Origin of the sequence: Pseudomonas aestiva, from assembly GCF_039908605.1 — a bacterium.
GTDB classification, from domain to species: domain Bacteria; phylum Pseudomonadota; class Gammaproteobacteria; order Pseudomonadales; family Pseudomonadaceae; genus Chryseomonas; species Chryseomonas aestiva.
The window spans coordinates 97,659-122,728 of sequence record NZ_CP150916.1; the positions used below are offsets into that span (position 1 = coordinate 97,659).

Sequence of the window (25,070 nt, forward strand, 5' to 3'; positions counted from 1 at the left end):
GAGCCTGCCATGACTGACCAGCGTTCCGATGCCCACCTGGGCAAGACCCCGCCCAACGAACCCGCTCTCGATGAGGCGGGCCGTCCGGTGGATGTGGTGAAAAAGGACATGGAGCAGCCGGAATCGACGCCGACCGATGCCATCGACAAGGTCATCACGCCGACCGACATCAAGACCAAGGAGCAGGAAGCCGAAGCGCTCAAGCGCAAGACCGCCGAGGTCGAGCGCAAGCTGGAGCGTTGATGCTCCACGTGGAACCTCGGGTCGCCGAGGTTTCCATCGGTTCGGCAGGCGTGGTCGGCCATAGCGGCAGCCATGCCTTGTCATAGCGATATTGCACTGGCCCCTGTTGGACTGGGTTCCTAATCTGGGCGTTGATCGTCAGCAGCTCAAGGAGCGCTCTTGGACCAGGCCGCCTTCATCGAGCAACTCGCCCGCGAGGGCTTTCAGCCACCGGTGCTGGTCGAGCGCGAAGCCCTGGGCAGCCTGGAATCCCATGCCCATCCCTTCGAAGCGAAGGCGCTGGTCATCGAAGGCGAACTGCGCATTCGCACGGCAGCGGGCGAGCGTCGTTATGCGGCAGGGGAGGTCTTTCACCTGGCCGCCCATGAGCCTCACTCGGAAGTCTTCGGCGCCCAGGGCGTGCGCTATCTGGCGGGTCGGCGACCGGCCTAGCCTTCGCTGTCGTTCTTCTCGATGTCCTTGCGCTGGCGGTTGAGGATCACGCAGCCGTAGACACCGCCGCCGAGCAGCAACAGGGCGAGGATGGAAAACAGGGTCATGAAGATGGAGTCGTTCATTGTGCTCTCCGAAAGCGGGGTCGGAGCAGTCTAGCGACTCGCCAAGGTCTCGGCGAACGAGCTCTGGAACAGGGTGTTGCCGATGCCTGGGCGGCACCGGCAGGCACCTGCGACCCTTAACCTTCGAGCGTGGCGTTCAGGTTGATCTTGGCACCCTTGAGCACCTTGGACACCGGGCAGCCTTCCTTCGCCTGATTGGCGATGGTGGTGAACTGTTCCTGGGTGGCACCGGGGATCTTGGCCTTCATGGTTAGATCGATGGTGGTGATCTCGAAGCCGTCACCGACCTTGTCCAGGGTCACGTCGGCCTTGGTCTCGATCCGCTCGGGGGTCAGACCGTTCTGGCCCAGCAGCATGGAGAAGGCCATGGAAAAGCAGCCGGCATGGGCCGCGCCGATCAATTCTTCGGGGTTGGTGCCTGGTGTGCCTTCGAAACGGGTGTTGAAGCCGTAGGCATTGTCCTTGAGCGCGCCGCTCTCGGTGGAGATATGGCCTTTGCCATCCTTCAGACCGCCTTGCCAGACCGCGGAAGCATATTTCTTCATGGAGCATCTCCGGTTGTTAGGTACGAATCCATCTAGAACAAGCCAGCAGCCGGTAAGTTCGTTGCAGTCGATCCGGGACCGCCATGGTCAACTCTTTTCGACCACCCCTGGAGGCCCCCATGAACTACCGCAATCTAGGCCGTACCGGTCTGAAGATCTCGCCCCTCTGCCTCGGCTGCATGACCTACGGCGTCCCCGAGCGCGGCAATCACCCCTGGACCCTGCCGGAAGACCAGAGCCAGCCGCTGCTGAAGAAGGCGCTGGATCTCGGCATCAACTTCTTCGACACCGCCAACAGCTACTCCGACGGCACCAGCGAAGAGATCGTCGGCCGCTTTCTCAAGGCCAACGCCGTGCGCGAGGAAATCGTGCTGGCGACCAAGGTGTACTTCCCGCTGCGCGACAAGCCCAATGTCGGCGGCCTGTCGCGCAAGGCGATCTTCTCCGCCATCGACGCCAGCCTGCAGCGCCTGGGCACCGACCATGTCGATCTCTACCAGATCCATCGCTGGGACTATCACACGCCCATCGAGGAGACCCTGGAAGCCCTGCATGACGTGGTCAAGGCCGGCAAGGCGCTGCACATCGGGGCCAGCAGCATGTACGCCTGGCAATTCGCCAAGGCGCTGCACACCGCCGAGCGCCATGGCTGGACGAGATTCGCCACCATGCAGAACCACGTCAATCTGCTCGCTCGCGAAGAGGAGCGGGAGATGCTGCCGCTGTGTCGCGATGCCGGCATCGGCGTGATCCCCTGGAGTCCGCTGGCCCGTGGCCGCCTGACCCGTGACTGGGACGCCAGCACCGCGCGCACCGAAAGCGATGCCTTCGGCAAGACGCTCTATACCGCCAGCGAGGAATCCGATCGGCAGATCGTCGCCGCCGTGGCGCGCATCGCCGAAGCCCGCGGCGTGCCGCGTGCCCAGGTGGCCCTGGCCTGGCTGCTGCAGAAGCCGGGCATCGACGCGCCCATCGTCGGCGCGTCCAAGCCGCAGCATCTGGAGGATGCGGTGGCGGCGCTGGAACTGCAGCTGAGCGAGGAAGAGATCAGTGCCCTGGAAGCGCCCTATGTGCCGCATCCGGTGGTGGGATTCAGCTGAGGCCGGGCCTGCCCTTACCCCGGCCCTCTCCCGGAGGGAGAGGGGGAAGAGCGCATCGGTGCGGTTGGATGAGCGCTGGTGTCCCAGGCCTCCAGAGCTTGCCGCGATCTTTGAAGTGAGGGGCTTTCAGGCGTACCCGAATCTCACCTTGCAAAGACGAGGGCCGCTCTGCTCCCCTCTCCCTGAGGGAGAGGGGCCGGGATTGAGGGCGTCCTGACTCAGGCGTACTGGTCGGCGATCTGGCGTTCGGCGCTGGCCAGGGCCGCGCTCTTTGCTCCGTCGCCATAGGCCAGGCCTTCGGCGCGGACGATCTGGACATCGGTGATGCCGAGGAAGCCCAGCAGCAGCTTCAAATAGTCTTCGTGGGCGATACCGGTGGGCTTGCCGGCATGGATGCCGCCCGCGGTGGCGACGATGATCGCCTTCTTGTCGCCACACAGGCCTTCCGGACCGGCTTCACCATAGCGGAAGGTGGTGCCGGCCACGGTGATGCGGTCGATCCAGGCCTTGAGCTGGGTCGGGATGGTGAAGTTGTACATGGGCGCACCCAGCACCAGCACGTCGGCGGCAAGGAATTCCTGCAGGGCGCGGGCATTGCGCTCGGCTTCGTCGCGTTGCTCGGCGCTGCGCTGCTCGGCCGGGGTCGCACCGGCAGCCAGACTGGCGGCGGAGAAGTGACCCAGGGAGTCGTGGGCGAGGTCATGGTAGCTGACCTCGAGGCCTGGCGTAGCGGCCTTGAGGGCACCGACGACCTTGGCGCTCAGGGCCCGGGAGGCGGAGTGATCGCCCAGGATGCTGGAATCGATGTGCAAGAGTTTCATGGCGGTAGTCCTGTGGGGTTCGACGCGATGAGCCCAGACTACCGATAAGACGATCGGCTGATTAGTCGCCTAGAATGCGATGCTTCGTCCCATGGATAGGACAATCGCCCATGCAAGACCTCAATGATCTCGCCTACTTCGCCAAGGTGGTGGAAGCCGGGGGTTTCGCCGCCGCCGGGCGCCTGCTGGGCATTCCCAAGTCGCGACTGTCCCGGCGCATCGCCGAGCTGGAGACCCGCCTGGGCGCGCGGCTGCTGCAGCGCACCACCCGCACCCTGACCCTGACCACTCTCGGCGAGCGCTACCTGGTGCACTGCCAGGCGCTGCTGCGCGAGGCGGAGAACGCTGCCGAAACCGCCGCTAGCCTGTCCAGCGAGCCGCGTGGACCGCTACGAGTGTCCTGCCCGGTGGCCCTGGCGCAGCAGTATCTTCCCGAAGTGGTGACGCGGTTTCTTACCCGCTATCCCCAGGTGCAGCTGGACATGCTGCTGGTAAATCGGCGGGTGGACATCATCAACGAAGGAGTGGACGTCGCCATGCGCGTGCGGGACGTGGACGACGAAGAACCAGGCCTGGTGGTGCGGCGGCTGCGCCAGGCCTCGGTGGTGCTGGTGGCGACCCCCGAACTGCTCGCCGGGCGTCGGCTGGATACCCCGGAGGCCTTGCTGGGCCTGCCGCTGCTGGGCGCCCTGGAGGTGGATCGCAAGGTGCACCTGCGTCTCGCAGGACCTCAGGGCGAACGTCGCGAACTGATATTGGAAGCGCGCCTGGGCATCGATGACTTCGGCGTGCGCAAGGCCGCCGCCCTGGCCGGGCTCGGCTATACCCTGCTGCCGTTGCCCTATTGTCAGGCCGAGCTGGCCGAGGGCCTCCTGAATCGCCTGCTGCCGGACTGGTCGATCCCCGGTGGCCATCTCCAGGCCGCCTATGCGCACCGCCGTGGCCAATTGCCGGCGGTGCGCGCCTGGCTGGAGCATCTGGAAGAGAATTTTCGGGATCAGCATGGCGTGCCAGTCTGATCTATAAACTCGTTTAGTCTTTATTTGGTCTGTATTTGGTTTTTACTGTGTTATCGGTAAGCTAATGGCCACGCCATGACGCCTGTGCCATCTCTCTGGAAGGGAAGCTCAGGCTTTCAGCTCAGGAGGACACCCGATGAAAACCGAAACCATCAGTTATCTGAAGCGCCACGCGGCCAATCTCGATCTTGACGAACCCATGGTCGTCACCCAGAACGGGGTACCGGCGTATGTCATCGAGTCCTACGAGGAGCGCAAACGTCGCGACGAGGCCATTGCCCTGGTCAAGCTTCTAGCCATGAGCTCGCATGAGGACAACGAGGGGCAGTACCAGACTGCTACGCAGGTAAAAGATCGCTTGGCTGGGCGTTTCTCTGGAGATTGAATGAACCTGGCTCTACGTTTTACTGAATGCGCTGTTCTCAGCCTCGAAGATCAGGTCCATCATCTGGCCGATCACAGCAACCAGCAGAATGCGCTTGCCAAGATCGCTGGGCTGATCGACGCCATCGAGAGTCAGCTACCAGCAGCGCCCCTGGCTTTTCCCGTCAGCCGCCAGGCCAGTGAATTGGGCGTCCTGCATTACCGTGAATTCAATCATGACGGCTTCCGGGTCTTTTACGAGATCAAGACTACAGAGCAGGCGGTGGTGGTACTGCTCGTGCTCAGACAGAAGCAGAGCGTGGAAAAGGCGCTGATCCGCTACTGCCTGTTGCGTTAGACCACCGTCGCCCAGGCCGAGGCGAGCAGCAGCGCCGCCATCCCCAGGTTGAAGCCGCGCCAGGCGCGGGTCGATTTCAGGCCATGCGCCGCGACCCGGCCAAGCAGCGCCCAGAGGCCCAGGCAGGGTACGGACACCAGCAGGAACACCAGGGCCAGCACCAGCACCTGCTGCCAGAGATCGGCACCGGGTTCGGCGTAGACGGTCACCACCGCCAGCGCCATGCTCCAGCTCTTGGGGTTGAGCACCTGTAGCCCGGCGGTACCCCCAAAGCCCAGACGGGCACCGTCATCCGCCACCGCGGGCGCTCCGGCGCGGGCCAGTTGCCAGGCCAGCCAGCTCAGCCAGAGCACCCCGGCCCAGGCCAGGCCGCGCTGCCAGTCCGGATGTTGCGCCAGGGTCTGGCCGAGACCGAAACCCACCACCAGCACCAGGGCCACCGCGCCCAGGCTGCCGCCCAGCACCAGCGGCAGGCTGGCCCGGGCACCGTGGCGCGCGCTGTGGCCGAGGATGAGCACATTGGTCGGTCCGGGGGTGATGGAGGCGACCAGGGCGAACAGCAGGAAGGGCAACAGGGACATGGGAGACTCCTGGAAGGACTGAGCCACCAGGGTCGCAAGCCTTGCCGCTAGCGGTCTGGAAGATTCGAGCAGCGCGCGCGATAGGCCGCCGGGGTCAGGCCATAGGCGCGGCGGAACCAGCGACCCAGGTGACTCTGGTCGGCGAAGCCCAGGGCGGCGGCGGTCTCCGCCGGCGACAGGCCGTCGGCCAGCAGGCGGCGCGCCCGCGACAGGCGCAGCTGCACCAGATAGGCATGGGGCGCCAGCCCAAAGGCCGCCTTGAAGGCGCGGGTCAGGCGGAATCTGTCGACGCCAGCGGCCTGGGCCAGTTCCTCCAGACCGATGTCCTCGTGATGATGGGCCTGCAGGAAGTCGCGGGCGCGCAAGGCCACCTGGGGCAGCCGTGGATCGCCGCCCTGGGGCGCCCGCCATTGCAGGTGCGGCAGAAGGCGCAGCAGCAGGGCATCGAGGGCGCTCTGGCGGACGATGCGCAATTCCGGACGACTCAGGACCTCATGGGCCCAGGCCACGGCGCGATGCAGCTCGGCCTGTTCCACCAGGGTGCGGGCGAAGCCGGGTTCGCCCAGGGGCCGGGCGTCGCCATGCAGCCCCTGCAGCTCGCGCGCCAGCCACTGGGGATCGAGATAGAGCATGGAGTAGGTGAAGCCCTCGGCCTCCGGCGCCTGGCCGTCATGCAATTCACCGGGCTCCAGCAGGAAGACCTGCCCGGGGGTACTCAGGTGGCGCTGGCCCCGGCAGTGGAATTGCTGCAGGCCCTGCTCGGTGTAGCCGACCAGATAGGCGTCGTGCCAGTGCGGGTCATAGGCGTGGCCCTCGAAATGGGCGCGCAGGGTCTCGATGCCGGTCTCGGCGTCCTGCTGCAGCTGGATCCAGTGATCGTCGGCCATGGCGAGAGAAGTGGGCTTTCGGGCCTTTCAGTCTAGTCACTGACCTGATGTCGGTCTGGAAGATTCGTGCAGCCTAGTGTGGTGTTTCAGAAGTTCGCGCAAGAATTGGCAAGTGATTTCTTGCGGTTCGGCGTTCCGACTTGGGCTAGGCGCCGCGACGAGTCATAGCAGGGGTATGGCGAGGAGTGGCAACGCCGCTCAAGCCGAAAAAGCGCCGCCAAAATTGTGCAGTTGACTTCTGAAACACCACACTAGCGTCCCAGCCGCGCGGGCAGCTCCTGCGCCAGATGGCGGATCAGTTCGGACAGTCGGCGCGGCACGTGGCGCTGCTGGCGGTGCACCGCATAGATGGCCGCCGCCGAGGCCTCATGATCGGTCAGCAGCGGCACCAGGGCGCCGCTGGCGATCAGCTCGGCCACGTCCCATTCCGATCTCAGGATCAGCCCGTGGCCCTCCAGCGCCAGGCGCACCACCACCTCGCCATCGTTGCTGCTCAGGCTGCCGCGGACCTTCTGGGCGAAATGCTCGCCGTCCCGGGTGAAGCGCCAGACGGCGTAGTCGCCCGCGTCCTGGCGCAGCACCAGGCAGTTGTGCCGCGCCAGGTCGGCCACGCTTTCCGGCACGCCGGCCCGGGCCAGGTAGGCGGGGGCAGCGCAGAGCAGGCGGCGGTTGTCCAGCAGGCGATGGGCGATGACCCGGGCGTCCGGCGGTTCGCCGACGCGGATGTCCAGGTCGAAGGGACCGTCCAGCAGATTCACCGGATGGCTGGAGAGGTACAGGTTGAGCTCAAGTTCGGGATGGCGGCGGGCGAAGTCCGACAGCAGCGGCGCCAGGTGCCGGCGGCCGAAGCCGAAGGTGGCGTTGAGATTGAGCACCCCGGCGAGAGGCGCATCGGGTCGGCCGACCGCGGCTTCCAGGTCTTCCAGCTGGGTCAGCAGCGGGCGGGCGCCTTCCAGATAGCGCAGGCCTTCCGGGGTCAGGTCCAGGCGCCGCGTGGTACGGCGGATCAGCTGCACCCCCAGCCGGCGCTCCAGGGCGGTGAGTCTCTTGCTCACCGCCGCCAGCGACAGACCCAGTTCCCGGGCAGCGGCGGTCAGGCTGGGATGGCCAGCCAGGCGGACGAAGAAGGCGAGGTCATCGGTGGACAAGATTCTTGATCCCAGGTTAAGAATGGCTTTCCCTGGAGCGGGATTGTACGCCTCCGGCGCGAGACTACACTGGGTCCATTCCATCCAGACTGCCGGAGAAAGCCCATGCAAGCGTCCAAGCCCCACAAGATCGCGGCCATCGCCGGAGACGGCATCGGCAAGGAAGTCATGCCCGAAGGCATCCGCGTGCTGGACGCCGCCGCCCGCCGCTTTGGTATCGAACTGCAGTGGGACCACTTCGACTTCGCCAGCGCCGAGTACTACCAGGCTCATGGCAAGATGCTGCCGGACGACTGGTTCGAGACCCTCAAGGGCTACGACGCCCTCTATTTCGGTGCCGTCGGCTGGCCGGACGTGGTGCCCGATCACATCTCCCTCTGGGGCTCGCTGCTGCAATTCCGCCGTCGCTTCGACCAGTACGTCAACCTGCGTCCCTGCCGGCTGATGCCCGGGGTCAAGGCGCCCCTGGCCAATCGCCAGCCCGGTGACATCGACTTCTATGTGGTGCGCGAGAACACCGAGGGCGAGTATTCCAGCGTCGGCGGCATCATGTTCGAGGGCACCGAGCGCGAGGTGGTGATCCAGGAAACGGTGATGACCCGTCACGGCACCGACCGCATCCTCAAGTTCGCCTTCGACCTGGCCCAGCAGCGGCCACGCAAGAAGCTGACCTCGGCCACCAAGTCCAATGGCATCGCCATCACCATGCCCTGGTGGGACAAGCGAGTGGAGGAGATGGGCAAGGCCTATCCGGACGTGGCGGTGGACAAGTTCCACATCGACATCCTCACCGCCAACTTCGTCCTGCATCCGGACTGGTTCGACGTGGTGGTGGCCAGCAACCTGTTCGGCGACATCCTCTCCGACCTGGGCCCGGCCTGCACCGGCACCATCGGCATCGCGCCCTCGGCCAACATCAATCCGGAGCGCACCTTCCCCAGCCTGTTCGAGCCGGTGCACGGTTCGGCGCCGGACATCGCCGGGCGGGGCATCGCCAATCCCATCGGCCAGATCTGGTGCGGCGCCATGATGCTGGAGCATCTGGGCCATGCCGAAGCCGGCGCTGCCGTGGTGGCGGCCATCGAGGCCGTGCTGCGCCAGGGGCCGGAGCAGGCGCCCCTGACCCGCGACCTCGGCGGCCAGGGCACCACCGAAAGCCTGGGACAGGCCATCGCCGCGGCCCTGGCCTGAGATGGACGGCCTCTTTGCGGGCTTCGAACAGCGGCGGCTGGACGTCGGCGGCGTCGAGCTCAATTGCCGCGTCGGCGGTCAGGGGCCGGCGCTGCTCCTGCTCCACGGCCATCCCCAGACCCATGTCATGTGGCATAAGGTGGCGCCGCGGCTGGCCGAGCGCTTTACCCTGGTGGCCGCCGACCTGCGCGGCTATGGCGACAGCGCCAAGCCCGACGCGGGTGCCGAGGCCTACAGCAAGCGCACCCTGGCGCGGGACAACGTCGCGCTGATGCGCCGGCTCGGTCACGAGCGCTTCGCCGTGCTGGCCCACGACCGTGGCGCCCGCGTCGCCCATCGCCTGGCGCTGGATCATCCCGCGGCGGTGGAGCGGCTGATGCTGCTGGACATCGCGCCGACCCTGGCCATGTATCGGCAGACCGACGAGGCCTTCGCCCGGGCCTATTGGCACTGGTTCTTCCTGATCCGCCCGGCGCCGTTGCCCGAGCGGTTGATCGAAGCCGATCCGGAAGGCTATCTCAAGGGCGTGATGGGTACCCGCAGCGCCGGCCTGGCGCCCTTTCCCCCGGAGGTGCTGGCCGAATACCTGCGCTGCCTGAGCCTGCCCGGCACCGCCCGTGGCATCTGCGAGGACTACCGCGCCAGCGCCGGGATCGATCTGGCGCATGACCAGGCCGACCTGGATGCCGGGCGCCGGCTGGAATTGCCGCTGCGGGTGCTCTGGGGCGCCGAAGGCACCGTGGGGCGCTGCTTCGATCCGCTGGCCGAATGGCGCCAGGTGGCCACCCAGGTCAGCGGGCGCGCCTTGCCGGGTGGCCATTACCTGGCGGAAGAATTACCGGAGCTGGTCGCAGACGAGGCCCTGGCCTTCCTGGGTTGAGTCAGCGGATGCAAAGGACTGTTGCGTCATCTGGCTGTAACAAAGTGTGACGTTATCGAGGTCAAGCGGGTCTATTCGTGAAATTTTCGTGAAAAGAGACCTCGATGAACGCTCCACTCTTCCCTTCCACCTGGCAGTGGCGCCGCCTGGCGCTATGCCAGGGGCTGGCCCTGGGCCTGCTGCTGCTCTGGCTGATCCCTGACGTTCGGAGTCAGTTGCTGGCCTTCGACGCCGGGTTGTTCCACGCCCTCAATGCCCCGCTGGCGCAGTCCAGCGCCTGGCTCTATCTCTGGACCTTCTTCAGCCTGCGACCGGTGGATGCCCTGGTCGGCCTGATCCTGCTGGCGCTGCTGGTCCGGGGCGGCTGGGCCTATCCGGCCCGGCAGGTACGGCCAGCGCTGGCAGCCTTCGTCGGTCTACTGGTGATCCTGCTGATCGTGCGCACCCTGCTGACCAAGGGCATCGAAGCCTGGGGTTTGCAGCATTCCAGTCCGTCCGATGTGCTCGCCGGCGCCTATCTGCTCAGCGATCGCTTTCCCGGGCTGGAACACGGCTGGGAGTTGAAGGACAGATCCGGCGCCAGCTTTCCCGGCGACCACGCCTCGGTGCTGCTGCTGTGGGCGCTGTTCATGGCGCATTTCACCCGCGGGGGGCGGCGACTGGTAGTGGCCGCGCTGGCCGTGCTGTTCATGCTGCCGCGGCTGGTGGCCGGCGCCCACTGGGGCTCGGATGACTATATCGGCGGGCTGGCCCTGGCCTTGGGGGTGATCAGCCTGGGCCTGCACACGCCGCTGGCCGCCGCCTTTGCCCGCCAGGGCGAGCGCCTGCTGACACCCCCGTTGCGGGGCCTGGGACGGCTGCCGCTGCTGGGCCGGCTGAGTCTGCTGCGACCCTAGCGTTCACTAGGCACGCGTCGGGGCCAGGGCCGGCAGCAATTGCTGGTCGATGGCCTGGCGCACCGCCGGCAGCAGCGCCGCGCTGCCCGACAGCAATTCCTGGATCAGTTGCCGCAGGACCTGGGCGCGTTCCTGGTTGAGGCCCGTCACCGCCTGGCGACAGGCCTCGTCCGCGGTCGCCGCGGGTGTCACGTTGAAACCCAGCGCACGCAGGCGGTCGCGGAAGTCGTCCTGGTCGATCAAGTCGGCGATCATCATGGTGCTGCCCTCTCCGGTGGAATGCCTGGATTCTCCCACTGGTGTCGCAGACGGCAAGCCGGGCTGGCGTCGCCGCATAGCCGGATGTCGTTTTTGGAAAGCGCCTCGCCCTCTGCCCAGGCAATGTAGATTTATTACGACGCCCTGCCCGGACAATCTGCCGCAGGGTCAAGGGCGACGTTCGCCGTTAGAATGGCGCCTATCAACGACATATTCCGGTTGTTCGCCACCAGAGTCGAGCAACCCCCCCCCGGTTACACACTGAGGCCCATCAGGGCGTTTGAACCTCTTCCGTCTCCAGCGGTTGAGGTTTTTTTTTGTCTTTCGCCAGGTCAGCGGTGGGCAGGGTGCCCAATTCGCCAGCGAGAAAGCGCTCCAGGGCCTCGCGCAGGGCCTCGGCCCTCTGGCCCCGCGCGCGCAGGGCGCCGTGCAACAGACCGGCACCTTGCCACAGGCGACAGGGCGTCCCGCCGCCACGCAGGGCAGCGGCATAGGCGCGGCCGTGGTCGGCCAGGGGATCGCGCTGGGCCACGGCGACCAGGGCCGGCGCCAACCCGCTGAAATCGCCAGCCTGCAACGGCAGGGCGAGAGGCTCGCGGCGCTCCGCCGGGTGGGGCAGATAGACATCCAGACACGCCCGCCAGTCGGCGGCGCTCAGCAGCGGCGCCTGGGCCTGCCGGCGTTCGCTGGGCAGCATCCGTGCGGTCAGCGCGGGATAGATCAATGCCTGGGCCCGCGGCTGGGCACGCCTCTGCTGCCGCAGCGCCAGGCACAGGGCGGCAGCGAGAGTGCCGCCGGCACTGTCGCCGGCCACCGCCAGCCGGGTCGGGTCCAGCCCCAGGGTCAAGGCTTGCTGCTGCAACCAGTCCCAGGCCTGGCAGGCATCGTCCAGGGCGGCGGGATAGGGGTGTTCGGGCGCCAGGCGATAGTCCACCAGCAGCACCGCCAGTCCCAGTTGTCGCGCCAGCCGTGCTGCGAGAAAGCCATGGGAATCCAGGTCGCCGAGCATCCAGCCGCCGCCGTGCAGATAGAGCAGGGCGGGGCGGTCAGCGGCGGACTCCCGCGGCGCCACCAGCCGCAACGGTACGGCGCCGGCGCGGTGATCGCTGACCGCCAGGCCCCTGTAGTCAGCCGGCGCCAGGACGGCGCAGAGCCGCGCATAGGCCTGGCGCTGTGCCTGGAGGTCCGAATCGGTAGTGGCGAAGGAATGGCTGGCCGTGACGAAGGCGGCCATGTCCGCCGACAGCGGGGGCGCCTTCATGGGCGGGGCGGGGGCAGGCCGATGACCCGCCCGACATGCTCCGGCCAGGGCTCGTCCCGCTGCGCCGCCAGCCGGGTCGCCAGCCAGTCGTGCACCCGTGGCGCGAAGGGCGCGGAACGGGGGCCGTCCAGGTGGACGTGCAGCAGCAGTTGCTCGGAGGCGGCCAGCAGGTCGGCCTGGCCCTGGTGATGGAGGCCGAAGTGCAGGTGCAGCCGCTTGGCGTCCAGCGCCAGGAATCTTACCCGCACCTCCAGCCGGGCATCCGCCTTCACTTCATGGAGGAAGTTGAGGTGGCACTCCAGGGTGAACAGCGAGTGCCCGCTGGCGGCGCGGCCGGCGGCGTCCAGGCCTATGGCGTCCATCAGGGCGTCGCTGGCGTGGCTGAAGATCAGCAGGTAGTAGGCGTCGCGCAGGTGGCCGTTGTAGTCGACCCACTCGGGCGCGACCGTGGTGCGATGGATGATCATGGCCGCTCCTAGTCCCGAATCCCGTGGCGCGTCTTGCAGTCGGCGATGGCCGCCTGCACCGCCAGCAGGCAGTCGTCGCGATAGCGCTCCAGCGCCGCCAGTTCCAGATCGCCCTGCTGGGCCTGGGTACCCTCAACCACGGCGTCGATCAGGCCGTCGGTCAGCTCCGGGGCTTCCAGGTAGGTCCAGGGCAGCTTCAGCGCCGGGCCGAATTGCTGCATGAAGTGGCGCATGCCCGCCGGGCCGCCGGCCAGGGTGTAGGTCAGGAAGGTGCCCATGAACGACCAGCGCAGGCCGGCGCCATAGCGGATGGCGTCGTCGATCTCGCCGGTAGTGGCGACGCCGTCGTTGACCAGGTGCAGGGCTTCGCGCCAGAGCGCTTCGAGCAGGCGATCGGCGATGAAGCCGGGCACCTCCTTGCGCACCCGCAGCGGTCGCATGCCCAGCTCGCGATAGAAGGCTTCGGCGCGCTCCAGGTTGGCCGCCGAGGTCTGGCGGCCACCCACCACCTCCACCAGCGGCAGGAGATAGACCGGATTGAACGGATGGCCCACCAGGCAGCGCTCGGGGTGCAGCGCCTCGGCATAGAAGTCGCTCGGCAGCAGGCCCGAGGTGCTGGAGCAGATCAGGGCGTCGGGCCGCGCCGCGCGACTGACCTGGGCATGCAGTTCGCGCTTGAGCTCCAGGCGTTCGGGGGCGCTTTCCTGGATGACGTCGGCGCTGGCCACCGCGGCGTCCAGATCGGTATGGAAACTCAGGCGCTCCAGGCTGGCAGCGGGCGCCAGGCCCTGGGCCTCCAGCGCCGGCCAGGCATTTGCCAGGCGAGTGCGCAGGGCGGCCTCGGCGCCGGGTGCCGGATCCCAGGCGCGCACCGTAAGGCCGCGGGCCAGGGCGCGGGCGATCCAGCCGGCACCGATCACGCCGGTGCCGAGGGCGGCGAAGACGGCGCTCACCGGGCACCTCCCAGCTGCATGCGGTCGCGCCCTTCGGCGGGGCTCAGGGCGCGTCCGCCCAGGCGTTCGATGATCTGGATGACCCGCTCCACCAGGCTGCCGTTGGTGGCGTGGACGCCACGGTCCAGCCAGAGATTGTCTTCCAGGCCGACGCGGACGTTGCCGCCCAGCAGCATGGCTTGGGCGGCCATGGGCATCTGCATCCGGCCGATGCCGAAGCCGGCCCAGCAGGCGCCCGACGGCAGGTTGTCGACCATGGCCTTCATGGTGGTGGTATCGGCCGGGGCGCCCCAGGGAATGCCCAGGCACAGCTGGAACAGCGGATCCTTCAGCAGCCCCTCCTTGAGCAGTTGCTTGGCGAACCAGAGGTGGCCGGTGTCGAAGATCTCCAGCTCGGCCTTCACCCCCAATTCGGTGATGCGCCTGGCCCCGGCGCGCAGTTGCGCGGGGGTGGACACATAGATGAAGTCGCCGTCGCCGAAGTTGAGGGTGCCGCAATCCAGGGTGCAGATGTCCGGGCGCAATTCCTCGATGTGCAGCAGGCGGGTGAGGGGGCCGACCAGGTCCGAGCCGGGCCCGAAGTCGGTGGGCGTCTCGCCTGGCCCTATCTCCAGATCGCCGCCCATGCCGGCGGTGAGGTTGATGACGATCTCGGCGTCCGCCTCGCGGATGCGCTCGACCACCTCGCGATAGAGGGCCACGTCGCGACTCGGCTTGCCGGTGGCGGGATCGCGCACATGGGCGTGCACCACGGTGGCGCCGGCGCGGGCCGCTTCCAGGGCGGCGGCGGCGATCTGCGCCGGGGTAACGGGGACATGGGGATTGCGGCCTACGGTATCACCGGCGCCGGTCAGGGCGCAGGTGACGATGACATCGGTGTTCATAGGGTCTGTCCTTGGGCGATCAGAGCTTGAGAGCAGCGGCGGGCTGGCCGGTACGGGTGGTCACGCCCTGGAGAAAGGCGTCGAGGCGTTGCGGGTGGTCCTTGAGCCAGGCGCGGGCGGCTTCCTTGGGCGCGGTGCGCTCCAGGATGGGCGCCATCACGGCACTGACCTCGGCACTGTCCATGTGCAGATTGCCGAGCAGCCGCTGGACGTTGGCGCAGCGCTGCGGATAGTCGGCGGTGGTGACCACCGAGACCGTGGCCTGGCCTTCGTTGGGGCCGAAGACATCTTCGCTGCCGGTCAGGTAGCGCATCTTGATCTGCAGGTTCATCGGGTGCGGCTTCCAGCCGAAGAACACGATCCATTCCTTGCGCTTCTCGGCGCGGCGCACGGCGGTGAGCATGCCCGCCTCGCTGGACTCCACCAGCTGGAAGTCCTTGAGGCCGAAGCGGTCGGTCTTGATCATTTCGGCGGTGCCACGGTTGGCGCCGCTGCCCGGCTCGATGCCGTAGATCTTGCCGCCGAGCTTGTCCTTGAAGCGGGCGATGTCGGCAAAGGTCTTCAGGCCTCCCTCGTAGACGTACTCGGGTACCGCGAAGGTGGACTGGGCATCGGCCAGCAGCGGCGGGGTCAGCACCTTGACCTGGCCCTTGTCGACGAAGGGCTGCACCACCGGCTGCATGGTCGGCTGCCAGTAGCCGAGGAACACGTCCAGATTCTTGTCACCCATGGCCGCCATGATGATCTGCTGGGAGGCGGTGGTCGGCTTCACGCCGTAGCCGAGGCCTTCGAGCATGACCTCGGCCAGGGCACTGGTGGCGACCACGTCGGTCCAGCCGACGATGCCCATCCGCACCGTCTGGCAGCTGTCGGGATCGGCGGCGCGGGCGCTGCCGAGGGTGGCGGCCAGCAGGCCGCAGGCGAGGAGGGTGGTGCTGAGGGTCTTGTTGGGCATGGCGAACTCCCTGGGGCGGCGGGCGGGGATGACTGCCGGTTGCCTTCTACCCTAGGCGCCTCGCCCCGCGGTCATGTGCAGCCCGACGACCGGAATTTGCACCCTGGCGACCTTCTTGCTTGCACAAGCCAATCGTTACCAGGGACGCCCCACCCATGCCGCAGTCCTTTGCCTTTCTCCTGTTGCCCGGCTTTTCCGCCCTGGGCTTCATCGCCACCCTGGAACCCCTGCGGGTAGCCAATCGCTTTCGTCCGGGCAGCTATGGCTGGCGCATCCTCGGTCGCGAGGGCGCGGCGGTGACCGCCAGCAACGGCATGTCGGTCAATGTCGACGGCGGCCTCGACGCCCTGGAGCCGGGCACCACCCTGTTCGTGGTGGCCGGTTTCGAGCCCCTGGCCCATTACGACGACGGCCTCGCCAGCTGGCTGCGCCAGGTCGCCCGCCACGGCCATCCCCTGGGCGGCATCGACACCGGTGCCCTGGTGCTGGCCCGTGCCGGGCTGCTCGACGGCCACCGGATCACCCTGCACTGGGAGGCGGTGGCGGCCTTTCGCGAAGCCTGGCCGCAACTGGAAGTGACCGGCGAGCTGTTCGAGATCGACCGCGGTCGCATCACCTGCGCCGGCGGCACCGCCAGTCTCGACCTGCTGCTGGAGCTGATCGGCCGCAGCCACGGCAGCGCACTGGCGGTGCAGGTCTCCGAGCAATTCGTGCTCGGGCGCATCCGCCCGCCGCGCGAGCACCAGCGGCTGCAGGTGGCGCAGCGCTACGGCATCGCCAACCGCAAGCTGATCCGGGTGGTGGAGCGCATGGAGCGCCATACCGAGACGCCCCTGGGCACCCTGGAACTGGCCGCCGGCATCCAGGTGACCCGCCGCCAGCTGGAGCGGCTGTTCCGCCTCCATCTGCAGACGACCCCCTCCACCTTCTATCTGCAGCTGCGCCTGGACCGGGCGCGCCAGCTGCTGCAGCAGGGCGAGGCCAGCGTGCTGGACGTCGCCCTGGCCTGCGGCTTCGAGTCCGCGTCCTATTTCTCCCGCTGCTACCGCCAGCGCTTCGGCCTGAGTCCGCGGGAAGACCGGCCGCACCGGTCGTCGGCGCCGGAGCTTGCGGTGGCGGTCGCGGGCCTGCCGCCGGGGTAGGCCGACCCGGTCACTGACGCTTCTGGTGATACCCCTGTCGTTTTTGCATCCGGTCGGCCAGGACCCCGGGGCTATGCTGGCCTCGAATCGCCGGCACCCGTTCCGGCGCGAGACCAACGCCGGAGCCTGTCATGAATGCCACCGAACTCCACGCCGACAGCATCGTCATCGACGGGCTGATCATCGCCAAGTGGAACCGCGAACTCTTCGAAGACATGCGCAAGGGTGGCCTGACCGCCGCCAACTGCACCGTCTCGGTATGGGAGGGCTTCCAGGCGACGGTCAACAACATCGCGGCGAGCCAGAAGCTGATCCGCGAGTGCAGCGATCTGGTGGTCCAGGTGCGCACCACCGCCGAGATCCGCCAGGCCAAGGCCCAGGGCAAGACCGGTATCCTGTTCGGCTTCCAGAACGCCCATGCCTTCGAAGACCAGATCGGCTACGTCGAGATCTTCAAGCAGCTCGGCGTGGGCATCGTGCAGATGTGCTACAACACCCAGAACCTGGTGGGCACCGGCTGCTACGAGCGCGACGGCGGTCTGTCCGGCTTCGGCCGCGAGATCGTCGCCGAGATGAACCGCGTCGGCATCATGTGCGACCTCTCCCACGTCGGCTCCAAGACCAGTGAGGAAGTCATCCTCGAATCCAAGAAGCCGGTCTGCTACTCCCACTGCCTGCCGTCCGGCCTGAAAGAGCATCCGCGCAACAAGTCGGATGCGGAACTCAAGTTCATCGCCGACCACGGCGGCTTCGTCGGCGTGACCATGTTCGCCCCCTTCCTGGCCAAGGGCATCGACTCGACCATCGACGACTACGCCGAGGCCATCGAGTACGTGATGAACCTGGTGGGCGAAGACTCCATCGGCATCGGCACCGACTTCACCCAGGGCCACGGCCATGACTTCTTCGAGTGGCTGACCCATGACAAGGGCTACGCCCGTCGCCTGACCAGCTTCGGCAAGATCGTCAACCCGCTGGGCATCCGCACCGTGGGTGAATTCCCCAACTTGACCGAGACCCTGCTCAAGCGCGGCATGCCCGAGCGCACCGTGCGCAAGGTCATGGGCGAGAACTGGATGCGCATCCTCGGCGAAGTCTGGGGCGAGTAGTGAATACCTCTGGAGCCTACTGCGCACACCGCTAGCGGCGTCGCGTCCTCGCGCCAGGTTCGCCGTACCTCGGTACTGCTCTCACCTGGCGCTGCGGGGCTCCTTGCCAGCGGCGCGCTCGCTACGGCTCCACAGGCATTCACCCACACCTTTTTTTAGATACGTATTAGCGAATCGGAGCTCCACACATGGCCAGCCACGCCCCCGAAATGCCCATCCAGGTCGACGACGAAACCGGCGTCTGGACCACCGACGCCCTGCCGATGCTGTACGTACCCCGGCACTTCTTCGTCAACAACCACATGGGCATCGAAGAAGTCCTGGGCGCCGACAAGTACGCCGAGATCCTCTACAAGGCCGGCTACAAGTCCGCCTGGCACTGGTGCGAGAAGGAAGCCGAATGCCATGGCATCCATGGCGCCGCGGTGTTCGAGCACTACATGAAGCGCCTGTCGCAGCGCGGCTGGGGCCTGTTCGAGACCCAGAAGCTCGACCTGGACACCGGCTACGCCGAGGTCAAGCTCAAGCATTCCGCCTTCGTCTACGTCTACGGCAAGGTCAATCGCAAGGTGGACTACATGTTCACCGGCTGGTTCTCCGGCGCCATCGACCAGATCCTGGCCGCCAAGGGCAGTGCCATCCGCACCGTCACCGTCCAGGAATACAGCGGTTCCGAAGAAGGCCACGACGACGGCCTGTTCGTCACCCGGCCGAAGTAACGCCGCGCCCCCGGGTGGCTGCCGACCCGCTCGCCGCCACCCCAGCGACACCCCAGAGCAAGAGCGCGGCTCAAGACCGCGCACCAGCCGATCGAGGAGAAGGTCATGGCCTTCGAAGCAATGTTCCAGCCGATCCAGATCGGCAAGCTCACCATCCGCAACCGCGTACTCTCCACGGCCCATGCCGAGGTCTATGCCACCGACGGCGGCATGACTACCGAGCGCTACGTCAAGTATTACGAAGAGAAGGCCAAGGGCGGCATCGGCCTGGCCATCTGCGGGGGGTCCTCGGTGGTCGCCATCGACAGCCCGCAGCACTGGTGGAGTTCGGTCAACCTCTCCACCGACCGCATCATTCCGCACTTCCAGAATCTGGCCGACGCCATGCACAAGCACGGCGCCAAGATCATGATCCAGATCACCCACATGGGGCGCCGTTCGCGTTGGGACGGCGGCCACTGGCCGACCCTGATGTCGCCGTCGGGCATCCGCGAGCCCGTGCACCGCGCCACCTGCAAGACCATCGAGCCGGAAGAGATCTGGCGGGTGATCGGCAACTTCGCCCAGGCCGCGCGCCGGGCCAAGGCCGGCGGCCTGGACGGCGTCGAGCTGTCCGCCGTGCACCAGCACATGATCGACCAGTTCTGGTCGCCGCGGGTCAACAAGCGCACCGACGAATGGGGCGGCAGCTTCGAGAACCGCATGAGATTCGGCATGGAGGTTCTCAAGGCCGTGCGCGCCGAGGTCGGTGACGACTTCTGCGTCGGTATGCGCATCACCGGCGACGAATTCCACCCGGACGGTCTGTCCCACGACGACATGAAGCAGATCGCCAAGTACTACAGCGACACCGGCATGCTCGACTTCATCGGTGTGGTCGGCTCGGGTTGCGACACCCACAACACCCTGGCCAACGTCATCCCCAACATGACCTATCCGCCGGAGCCCTTCCTGCACCTGGCGGCGGGCATCAAGGAAGTGGTCAACGTGCCGGTGCTGCACGCCCAGAACATCAAGGACCCTAACCAGGCCACCCGCATCCTGGAGGGCGGCTACGTCGACATGGTCGGCATGACCCGCGCTCACATCGCCGATCCGCACCTGATCACCAAGATCAAGATGGGCCAGATCGACCAGATCCGTCAGTGCGTCGGCGCCAACTACTGCATCGACCGCCAGTACAACGGCCTGGACGTGCTGTGCATCCAGAACGCCGCCACCAGCCGCGAATACATGGGCCTGCCGCACATCATCGAGAAGTCCACCGGGCCCAAGCGCAAGGTAGTCATCGTCGGCGGCGGTCCGGCCGGCATGGAGGCCGCGCGCGTCTCCGCCGAGCGTGGCCATGACGTCACCCTGTTCGAGAAGCAGGAGCAGCTCGGCGGCCAGATCACCCTGGCCTCCCGCGCGCCGCAGCGCGACCAGATCGCCGGCATCACCCGCTGGTACCAGCTGGAGCTGACGCGCCTGGGCATCGACCTGCGTCTGGGCACCGCTGCCGATCCGGCGACCATCCTCGACCTGCGCCCGGACATCGTCATCCTGGCCAACGGCGGCCATCCCTTCCTGGAACAGGTCGACCACTGGCACGCCGCCGACGGCCTGGTCGTCAGCAGCTGGGACATCCTCTCGGGCAAGGTCGAGCCGGGCAAGAACGTGCTGGTGTACGACACCATCTGCGAATTCACCGGCATGTCGGTGGCCGACTACCTGGCCGACAAGGGCGCCCAGGTCGAGATCGTCACCGACGACATCAAGCCGGGCGTGGCCATCGGCGGGACCACCTTCCCGACCTACTACCGCAGTCTCTATCCCAAGGAAGTGATCATGACCGGCGACCTGATGCTGGAAAAGGTCTACGCCGAGGGCGACAAGAAGATCGCGGTACTGGAGAACGAATACACCGGCGCCCGCGAGGAGCGCGTGGTCGACCAGGTCGTCATCGAAAACGGCGTACGCCCGGACGAGGGGCTCTACTACGCCCTCAAGGAAGACTCGCGCAACAAGGGCCAGATGGACATCGAGGCGCTGTTCGCCATCGAGCCGCAGCCGGCGCTCGGCGAGACCGGCAACGGCTACCTGCTCTACCGGATCGGCGACTGCGTGGCCCAGCGCAACACCCACGCCGCCATCTACGACGCCCTGCGCCTGTGCAAGGACTTCTAAGACACGCCCCGTGAGGGTTCGCAACGTCCGGTCGGCACGGACAGCCCCCTCTTCCTGAGGGAGAGGGCGGGGGTGAGGGGCCTCGCTGACGCCTTGGCGTGAACGTGGGCTCCCCCTCTCGGCTTTCTCCCCAGGGAGAGGGGGTGTTCCGCTGCCACCCGAGGTCCCGTAGGGAGACCCGCAATGCTCAGTACCATCCTCCCCATCCTGCTCTTCGCCGCCCTGGCCCTCACCGTGATCGGCGCCGTGCGCCGCTTCAGCCTCTGGCGGCAAGGGCGTCCGGCCGAGGTCGACTGGCTCGGCGGGCTGCTGAAGATGCCGCGGCGCTACCTGGTGGACCTGCACCACGTGGTCGACCGCGACAAGTACATCTCCAAGACCCACGTGGCCACCGCGGGCGGTTTCGTCCTGGCGGCGCTGCTGGCCATCCTAGTGCACGGCTTCGGCCTGCACAGCCGCATCCTCGGCTGGGCGCTGCTGGCCGCCACCGCCTGCATGTTCACCGGCGCCCTGTTTGTCGCCAAGCGTCGCCGCAACCCGCCGGCACGGCTGTCCAAGGGCCCCTGGATGCGCCTGCCCAAGAGCCTGCTGGCCTTTGCCGCGAGCTTCTTCATCGCCACCCTGCCGGTCGCCGGCATCCTGCCGCCGGACTTCGGGGGCTGGATTCTGGCCGCGGTGCTGGCGGTCGGTGTGGCCTGGGGCGTGTCCGAGCTGTTCCTCGGCATGACCTGGGGCGGTCCCATCAAGCACGCCTTCGCCGGCGCCCTGCACCTGGCCTGGCACCGCCGCGCCGAGCGCTTCAGCACCCCGCACAACGCCAGCGCCGCCCGCTCCAGCGGCCTCAAGGCCCTGGACCTGCACGATCCCAAGGCGCCGCTGGGTGTGGAAAAGCCCGCCGACTTCACCTGGAACCAGCTGCTCGGCTTCGACGCCTGCGTCCAGTGCGGTCGTTGCGAGGCCATGTGCCCGGCCTTCGCCGCCGGCCAGCCGCTCAACCCCAAGAAGCTGATCCAGGACATGGTCGTCGGCCTCAAGGGCGGCAGCGATGCCCGCTACTTCGGCTCGCCCTATCCCGGCCAGCCGGTCGGCGAGCACGCCGGCGGTCCGCACCTGCCCATCGTTGCCCGTCAGGGCAAGGCCCTGGTGGACGCCGAGACCCTCTGGTCCTGCACTACCTGCCGTGCCTGCGTCGAGGAGTGCCCGATGATGATCGAGCACGTCGATGCCATCGTCGACATGCGCCGGCACCTGACCCTGGAACGCGGCGAGACGCCGAACAAGGGCGCCGAGGTGCTGGAAAATCTCATCGCCACCGACAACCCCGGCGGCTTCGCCCCTGGTGGCCGCCTGAACTGGGCCGCCGACCTGGACCTGCCGCTGATGCAGGACAAGGGCCAGGCCGAGGTGCTGTTCTGGGTCGGCGACGGCGCCTTCGACATGCGCAACCAGCGCACCCTGCGCGCCTTCGTCAAGGTGCTCAAGGCGGCCAAGGTGGACTTCGCCGTGCTCGGTCTGGAAGAACGCGACAGTGGTGACGTGGCCCGTCGCCTGGGCGACGAGGCGACCTTCCAGCAGCTGGCCAGGCGCAACATCGAGACCCTGGGCAAGTATCGCTTCCAGACCATCGTCTCCTGCGATCCCCACAGCTTCCACATGCTCAAGAACGAATACGGCGATCTGGGCGGCCATTACCAGGTGCAGCACCACAGCACCTTCATCGAGACCCTGCTTAGCCGCGGCACCCTGCACCTGGGCCAGCACGCCCTGGCCGAGCAGGGCGCCACCATCACCTATCACGATCCCTGCTACCTGGGCCGCTACAACGGCGAGTACGAGGCGCCGCGCGCGGTGCTCAAGGCGCTGGGCATCGCGGTCAAGGAGATGGAGCGTTCCGGCTTCCGTTCGCGCTGCTGCGGCGGTGGCGGCGGAGCGCCCATCACCGACATCCCCGGCAAGCAGCGGATTCCCGACATGCGCATGGCCGACATCCAGGAAACCGGCGCCGAGCTGGTGGCCGTGGGCTGCCCCCAGTGCACCCTGATGCTGGAAGGCGTGGTCGCCCCGCGCCCGGAGATCAAGGACATCGCCGAGCTGGTGGCCGAAGCCATCGTCGAGGCGCCGGTGGACAGCAAGCCGGCCGCCGCACGGCGGCCGGTGGCGGAGGCCCTGTCGTGAGCGGGCGTCGGGGCCCCCTCACCCTAGCCCTCTCCCCGTGGGGCGAGGGGATGGTCAGGTGTGCCAGGCAAGTCCCGGTGTTCACCGCTTTTACCTCCTCTCCCCTCAGGGGAGAGGGCTGGGGTGAGGGGCCCACCGCGCACCTCACCTGCCATTTTCAAACGGAGCGCCCAGCATGAGCATCATTCGTCGCGACCCGCGCCGCGAGTGGATCGCGCGCAACCGTCTGCATCCGCTGCATGCGAGCATCGCCAGCAGCGCCGATGCCGAAAGCCGCTGGATGGGGCCCAATGGCCTGGTCCGCAAGAATCCCCACGCCGCGGCCGTCGGTTTCGTCGGCCCCCAGGGCGTCAAGCGTATCGACCGCAGCGGCGCCCAGCAGGGCGGCGGTCGTCGTGGCGCCGCCCAGGCGGTGGAAGAACAGCTGCCGCTGCACCGGATCGCCGAACCGGCCTTCTATATCGCCGTGGTTCCGGATCTGGTCAGTGGTCGCCTGACCGCCCATGACCGTGACCTGCTGGGCCTGGCCCGGCAACTGGCCGGCGCCGAGGGCGCCGTGCTGGCCGTGGTCTTTGGCGAGGTCAAGGAAACGGCCTTCGATACCGCCGGGGTGGATCGCCTGCTGCATCTGGACGGCGAGCAATTCCAGGGCTATGCCCCCGAACAGCGGGTGCTGGCGCTGCGTGCGGTGAACAACGAACTGCAGCCGCGTCACTGGCTGCTGCCCGACAGCCGCAGCGGTGGCGGTGAGCTGGGTCGGCGCCTGGGCGCCGCTCTGCACGAGCGCCCCGCCACTCGCGTCTGGCAGGTCAAGGACAGCCTGGTCATCGGCCGTGCCGGGGCAGGTCGCCAGGATCTGCAGCAGCCGCTGCCGCGCCTGGTCCTGGCCCTGCCGGAATGCGCGGAGCCGGTCGGCGAGACCCGCCACGAGGTCCTGCCGGTAACCCTGAGCGGCAATATCGCTCGCCACCTGCCACGCATCGAGGACCTCGGTCCGGTCGCTGTCGATCCCATGCAGATTCCCCTGGCCGAGGCCGAATTCATCCTCTCCGGTGGCAACGGCATCCGCGACTGGGATCTCTTCCACAGCACCGCCGCGCTGCTGGGCGCCACCGAGGGCGCCTCGCGGGTGGCGGTGGACGACGGCCATATGCCGCGCAACCGCCAAGTCGGCGCCACCGGGACCTGGGTCACCGCCCGGGTCTATCTGGCCGTGGGCATCTCCGGCGCCGTGCAGCACCTGCAGGGCATCGCCAGTTGCGACAAGGTCATCGCCATCAACACCAATCCGGGTTGCGACATGGTCAAGCGTGCCGATCTGTCTGTGATCGGCAACGGTGACGCCATCCTGGCCGCCCTGGCGCGGCTGGTCGAACAACAGCGGGCAGGGGAGTTGCAGGATGTCGCTTGAGCAGAAGCTGCCGTCGCTGGACGGCGTCAAGGTCGTGGCCCTGGTGTCCGTTGGCGCCCATCCCAGTTCCGGGCGTGCCCGGCGGGCGGAACAGGATGCCCGCGCCGTCGAACTCGGCCTGCGCCTGGTGGGCGACAAGCTACGCGTCCTGCACGCCGGTGATCCCGCCGAAGAGGCCCTGCGCGGCTATCTGGGCATGGGCGTGCCGGCCCTGCACGTACTGGAACAACCGGCGGGTGCCGATGCCCTGCCAGCCCTCGGTGAGACCCTGCGCGAGGTCGGTGCCGGCCTGGTACTGACCGGCAGCCAGGCGGAAACCGGCGAAGGTTCGGGTCTGCTGCCCTATCTGCTAGCCGAGACCCTCGGCTGGCCGCTGGTGGTCGGCCTCGCTGCGGTGGAAGCCGTGGAAGGCGGCCAGGCGACCGTACTGCAAGCCCTGCCGCGCGGTCAGCGCCGGCGGCTGCGGGTACGGCTGCCCTTTGTCGCCAGTGTCGACAGCGCCGCTCCGGCGCCGCGGCAAAGCGCCTTCGGCCCGGCCCGGCGTGGCGAGCTGCAGGTGGAGACCATCGAGGTGGTGCAGGACAGTCTGTTCGAAAACGGCGAATTGCAACCGGCCAAGGCGCGCCCCAAGCGCCTCAAGGTGATCAAGGCCAAGACCGCCGCCGATCGCTTCAAGGCGGCCACGGCCAAGGCCTCCGGCGATGGCGGCCAGGTCCTCAAGGACCTGACCCCGGAAGCGGCAGCCGCCGCCATCTTCAAGGTATTGCGCGAGGAAGGCGTGGTGCGCTGAAGCCGTATCCCCTCTCCCTCTGGGAGAGGGCAAGGGTGAGGGCACCTTCGGCGCCCCATCCTCAGGTGGAAAAGGCGGCGCCGTTTTCCACGCTACGAGGTCGCGGTGCCAAAACCACGCTCCAAACCGCCCCCTTTCCCTCAGGGAGAGGGCCGGGGTGAGGGTACCCTTGGCACTCAATCCTCAGGTGG

General features: G+C 67.5%; 28 protein-coding genes. 16 read left to right on the top strand and 12 right to left on the bottom strand.

Annotated elements, in window-relative coordinates; genetic code table 11:
* The first annotated feature begins 9 nt into the window (after positions 1-9).
* Positions 10-243, top strand: a complete 234-nt coding sequence (locus AABM56_RS00465) for a hypothetical protein (protein ID WP_187980687.1) — start codon at positions 10-12, stop codon at positions 241-243.
* A gap of 159 nt (positions 244-402) precedes the next feature.
* Complete coding sequence (locus AABM56_RS00470) at positions 403-675, top strand: cupin domain-containing protein (RefSeq protein ID WP_133860302.1); 273 nt, start codon at positions 403-405, stop codon at positions 673-675.
* Here AABM56_RS00470 and AABM56_RS00475 read toward each other — a convergent pair.
* Together AABM56_RS00475 and AABM56_RS00480 are read right to left on the bottom strand one after the other, a co-directional pair.
* Positions 672-800, bottom strand: coding sequence for a hypothetical protein (locus tag AABM56_RS00475; RefSeq protein ID WP_260175707.1), 129 nt, complete (start codon positions 798-800; stop codon positions 672-674). The two genes, AABM56_RS00470 and AABM56_RS00475, sit on opposite strands and share 4 nt — an antisense overlap.
* 116 nt (positions 801-916) lie before the next feature.
* Positions 917-1,345 (bottom strand): OsmC family protein, encoded by a 429-nt coding sequence (locus AABM56_RS00480; protein WP_017641568.1) that lies wholly within the window; start codon positions 1,343-1,345, stop codon positions 917-919.
* A 119-nt stretch (positions 1,346-1,464) separates the two neighbouring features.
* On the opposite strand from AABM56_RS00480, the gene AABM56_RS00485 reads away from it, so the two are divergent.
* The gene (locus AABM56_RS00485) at positions 1,465-2,445 is read left to right on the top strand and encodes an aldo/keto reductase (protein ID WP_133860303.1); all 981 of its coding nucleotides are present in this window, start codon (positions 1,465-1,467) and stop codon (positions 2,443-2,445) included.
* A 218-nt stretch (positions 2,446-2,663) separates the two neighbouring features.
* Here the strand turns inward: AABM56_RS00485 and AABM56_RS00490 are convergent, their stop codons facing one another.
* The gene (locus AABM56_RS00490; protein WP_133860304.1) at positions 2,664-3,266 is read right to left on the bottom strand and encodes an NAD(P)H-dependent oxidoreductase; all 603 of its coding nucleotides are present in this window, start codon (positions 3,264-3,266) and stop codon (positions 2,664-2,666) included.
* A gap of 110 nt (positions 3,267-3,376) precedes the next feature.
* Between AABM56_RS00490 and AABM56_RS00495 the strand changes: the two genes are divergently transcribed.
* The 3 genes from AABM56_RS00495 (at position 3,377) to AABM56_RS00505 (ending at position 5,006) form a co-directional block, all read left to right on the top strand.
* Positions 3,377-4,285: a LysR substrate-binding domain-containing protein gene (locus AABM56_RS00495; RefSeq protein WP_133860305.1), complete on the top strand. Its 909-nt coding sequence runs from the start codon at positions 3,377-3,379 to the stop codon at positions 4,283-4,285.
* 136 nt (positions 4,286-4,421) lie between these two features.
* Positions 4,422-4,670 carry a type II toxin-antitoxin system Phd/YefM family antitoxin gene (locus tag AABM56_RS00500; RefSeq protein WP_133860306.1) on the top strand — a complete coding sequence of 83 codons (249 nt, stop codon included), beginning with the start codon at positions 4,422-4,424 and terminating at the stop codon, positions 4,668-4,670.
* On the top strand, positions 4,671-5,006 hold the full coding sequence (locus tag AABM56_RS00505) for a type II toxin-antitoxin system RelE/ParE family toxin (RefSeq protein ID WP_133860307.1): 336 nt from the start codon (positions 4,671-4,673) through the stop codon (positions 5,004-5,006).
* Here AABM56_RS00505 and AABM56_RS00510 read toward each other — a convergent pair.
* The 3 genes from AABM56_RS00510 to AABM56_RS00520 form a co-directional block, all read right to left on the bottom strand.
* Positions 5,003-5,587, bottom strand: a complete 585-nt coding sequence (locus AABM56_RS00510; RefSeq protein WP_133860308.1) for a LysE family translocator — start codon at positions 5,585-5,587, stop codon at positions 5,003-5,005. The two genes, AABM56_RS00505 and AABM56_RS00510, sit on opposite strands and share 4 nt — an antisense overlap.
* A gap of 47 nt (positions 5,588-5,634) precedes the next feature.
* Positions 5,635-6,474, bottom strand: coding sequence for an AraC family transcriptional regulator (locus AABM56_RS00515; protein ID WP_133860309.1), 840 nt, complete (start codon positions 6,472-6,474; stop codon positions 5,635-5,637).
* 251 nt (positions 6,475-6,725) lie between these two features.
* Positions 6,726-7,622, bottom strand: coding sequence for a LysR family transcriptional regulator (locus AABM56_RS00520; protein WP_263258534.1), 897 nt, complete (start codon positions 7,620-7,622; stop codon positions 6,726-6,728).
* Between the two features lie 105 nt (positions 7,623-7,727).
* On the opposite strand from AABM56_RS00520, the gene AABM56_RS00525 reads away from it, so the two are divergent.
* The 3 genes from AABM56_RS00525 to AABM56_RS00535 all read left to right on the top strand — a co-directional run bounded on the left by AABM56_RS00525 (position 7,728) and on the right by AABM56_RS00535 (position 10,589).
* On the top strand, positions 7,728-8,813 hold the full coding sequence (locus tag AABM56_RS00525) for a tartrate dehydrogenase (protein ID WP_133860311.1): 1,086 nt from the start codon (positions 7,728-7,730) through the stop codon (positions 8,811-8,813).
* Position 8,814: 1 nt separating this feature from the next.
* A complete protein-coding gene (locus AABM56_RS00530; protein WP_133860312.1) occupies positions 8,815-9,693 on the top strand; it encodes an alpha/beta fold hydrolase in 879 nt (292 codons plus the stop codon).
* A 104-nt stretch (positions 9,694-9,797) separates the two neighbouring features.
* On the top strand, positions 9,798-10,589 hold the full coding sequence (locus tag AABM56_RS00535) for a phosphatase PAP2 family protein (RefSeq protein WP_133860313.1): 792 nt from the start codon (positions 9,798-9,800) through the stop codon (positions 10,587-10,589).
* Between the two features lie 6 nt (positions 10,590-10,595).
* Here AABM56_RS00535 and AABM56_RS00540 read toward each other — a convergent pair whose 3' ends face one another.
* The 6 genes from AABM56_RS00540 to choX form a co-directional block, all read right to left on the bottom strand.
* Positions 10,596-10,847, bottom strand: a complete 252-nt coding sequence (locus AABM56_RS00540; RefSeq protein ID WP_064309107.1) for a hypothetical protein — start codon at positions 10,845-10,847, stop codon at positions 10,596-10,598.
* Between the two features lie 271 nt (positions 10,848-11,118).
* Positions 11,119-12,108: an alpha/beta hydrolase gene (locus AABM56_RS00545; protein ID WP_166655879.1), complete on the bottom strand. Its 990-nt coding sequence runs from the start codon at positions 12,106-12,108 to the stop codon at positions 11,119-11,121.
* Positions 12,105-12,575: a thioesterase family protein gene (locus AABM56_RS00550; protein WP_133860314.1), complete on the bottom strand. Its 471-nt coding sequence runs from the start codon at positions 12,573-12,575 to the stop codon at positions 12,105-12,107. Before AABM56_RS00550 ends, AABM56_RS00545 begins: the two co-directional genes overlap by 4 nt.
* Before the next feature lie 8 nt (positions 12,576-12,583).
* Complete coding sequence (locus tag AABM56_RS00555; protein WP_133860315.1) at positions 12,584-13,528, bottom strand: L-carnitine dehydrogenase; 945 nt, start codon at positions 13,526-13,528, stop codon at positions 12,584-12,586.
* Positions 13,525-14,412 (bottom strand): 3-keto-5-aminohexanoate cleavage protein, encoded by an 888-nt coding sequence (locus tag AABM56_RS00560; RefSeq protein WP_133860316.1) that lies wholly within the window; start codon positions 14,410-14,412, stop codon positions 13,525-13,527. Before AABM56_RS00560 ends, AABM56_RS00555 begins: the two co-directional genes overlap by 4 nt.
* A 19-nt stretch (positions 14,413-14,431) precedes the next feature.
* Positions 14,432-15,367, bottom strand: a complete 936-nt coding sequence (choX, locus tag AABM56_RS00565) for a choline ABC transporter substrate-binding protein (protein WP_133860317.1) — start codon at positions 15,365-15,367, stop codon at positions 14,432-14,434.
* Positions 15,368-15,522: 155 nt separating this feature from the next.
* Here choX and AABM56_RS00570 point away from each other — a divergent pair, with 155 nt between their 5' ends.
* The 7 genes from AABM56_RS00570 (at position 15,523) to AABM56_RS00600 (ending at position 24,879) form a co-directional block, all read left to right on the top strand.
* The gene (locus AABM56_RS00570) at positions 15,523-16,509 is read left to right on the top strand and encodes a GlxA family transcriptional regulator (protein WP_133860318.1); all 987 of its coding nucleotides are present in this window, start codon (positions 15,523-15,525) and stop codon (positions 16,507-16,509) included.
* Positions 16,510-16,640: 131 nt separating this feature from the next.
* Complete coding sequence (locus tag AABM56_RS00575; RefSeq protein WP_133860319.1) at positions 16,641-17,618, top strand: dipeptidase; 978 nt, start codon at positions 16,641-16,643, stop codon at positions 17,616-17,618.
* Positions 17,619-17,806: 188 nt separating this feature from the next.
* Complete coding sequence (locus AABM56_RS00580; protein ID WP_007160248.1) at positions 17,807-18,337, top strand: DUF5943 domain-containing protein; 531 nt, start codon at positions 17,807-17,809, stop codon at positions 18,335-18,337.
* A 105-nt stretch (positions 18,338-18,442) separates the two neighbouring features.
* Positions 18,443-20,503, top strand: coding sequence for a dimethylglycine demethylation protein DgcA (gene dgcA, locus AABM56_RS00585; protein ID WP_187980671.1), 2,061 nt, complete (start codon positions 18,443-18,445; stop codon positions 20,501-20,503).
* Positions 20,504-20,686: 183 nt separating this feature from the next.
* Complete coding sequence (dgcB, locus tag AABM56_RS00590) at positions 20,687-22,678, top strand: dimethylglycine demethylation protein DgcB (RefSeq protein WP_133860321.1); 1,992 nt, start codon at positions 20,687-20,689, stop codon at positions 22,676-22,678.
* A 175-nt stretch (positions 22,679-22,853) separates the two neighbouring features.
* Positions 22,854-24,089 (top strand): electron transfer flavoprotein subunit alpha/FixB family protein, encoded by a 1,236-nt coding sequence (locus AABM56_RS00595; RefSeq protein WP_133860322.1) that lies wholly within the window; start codon positions 22,854-22,856, stop codon positions 24,087-24,089.
* Between the two features lie 16 nt (positions 24,090-24,105).
* A complete protein-coding gene (locus AABM56_RS00600; protein ID WP_166655886.1) occupies positions 24,106-24,879 on the top strand; it encodes an electron transfer flavoprotein subunit beta in 774 nt (257 codons plus the stop codon).
* Positions 24,880-25,070 lie beyond the last annotated feature (191 nt).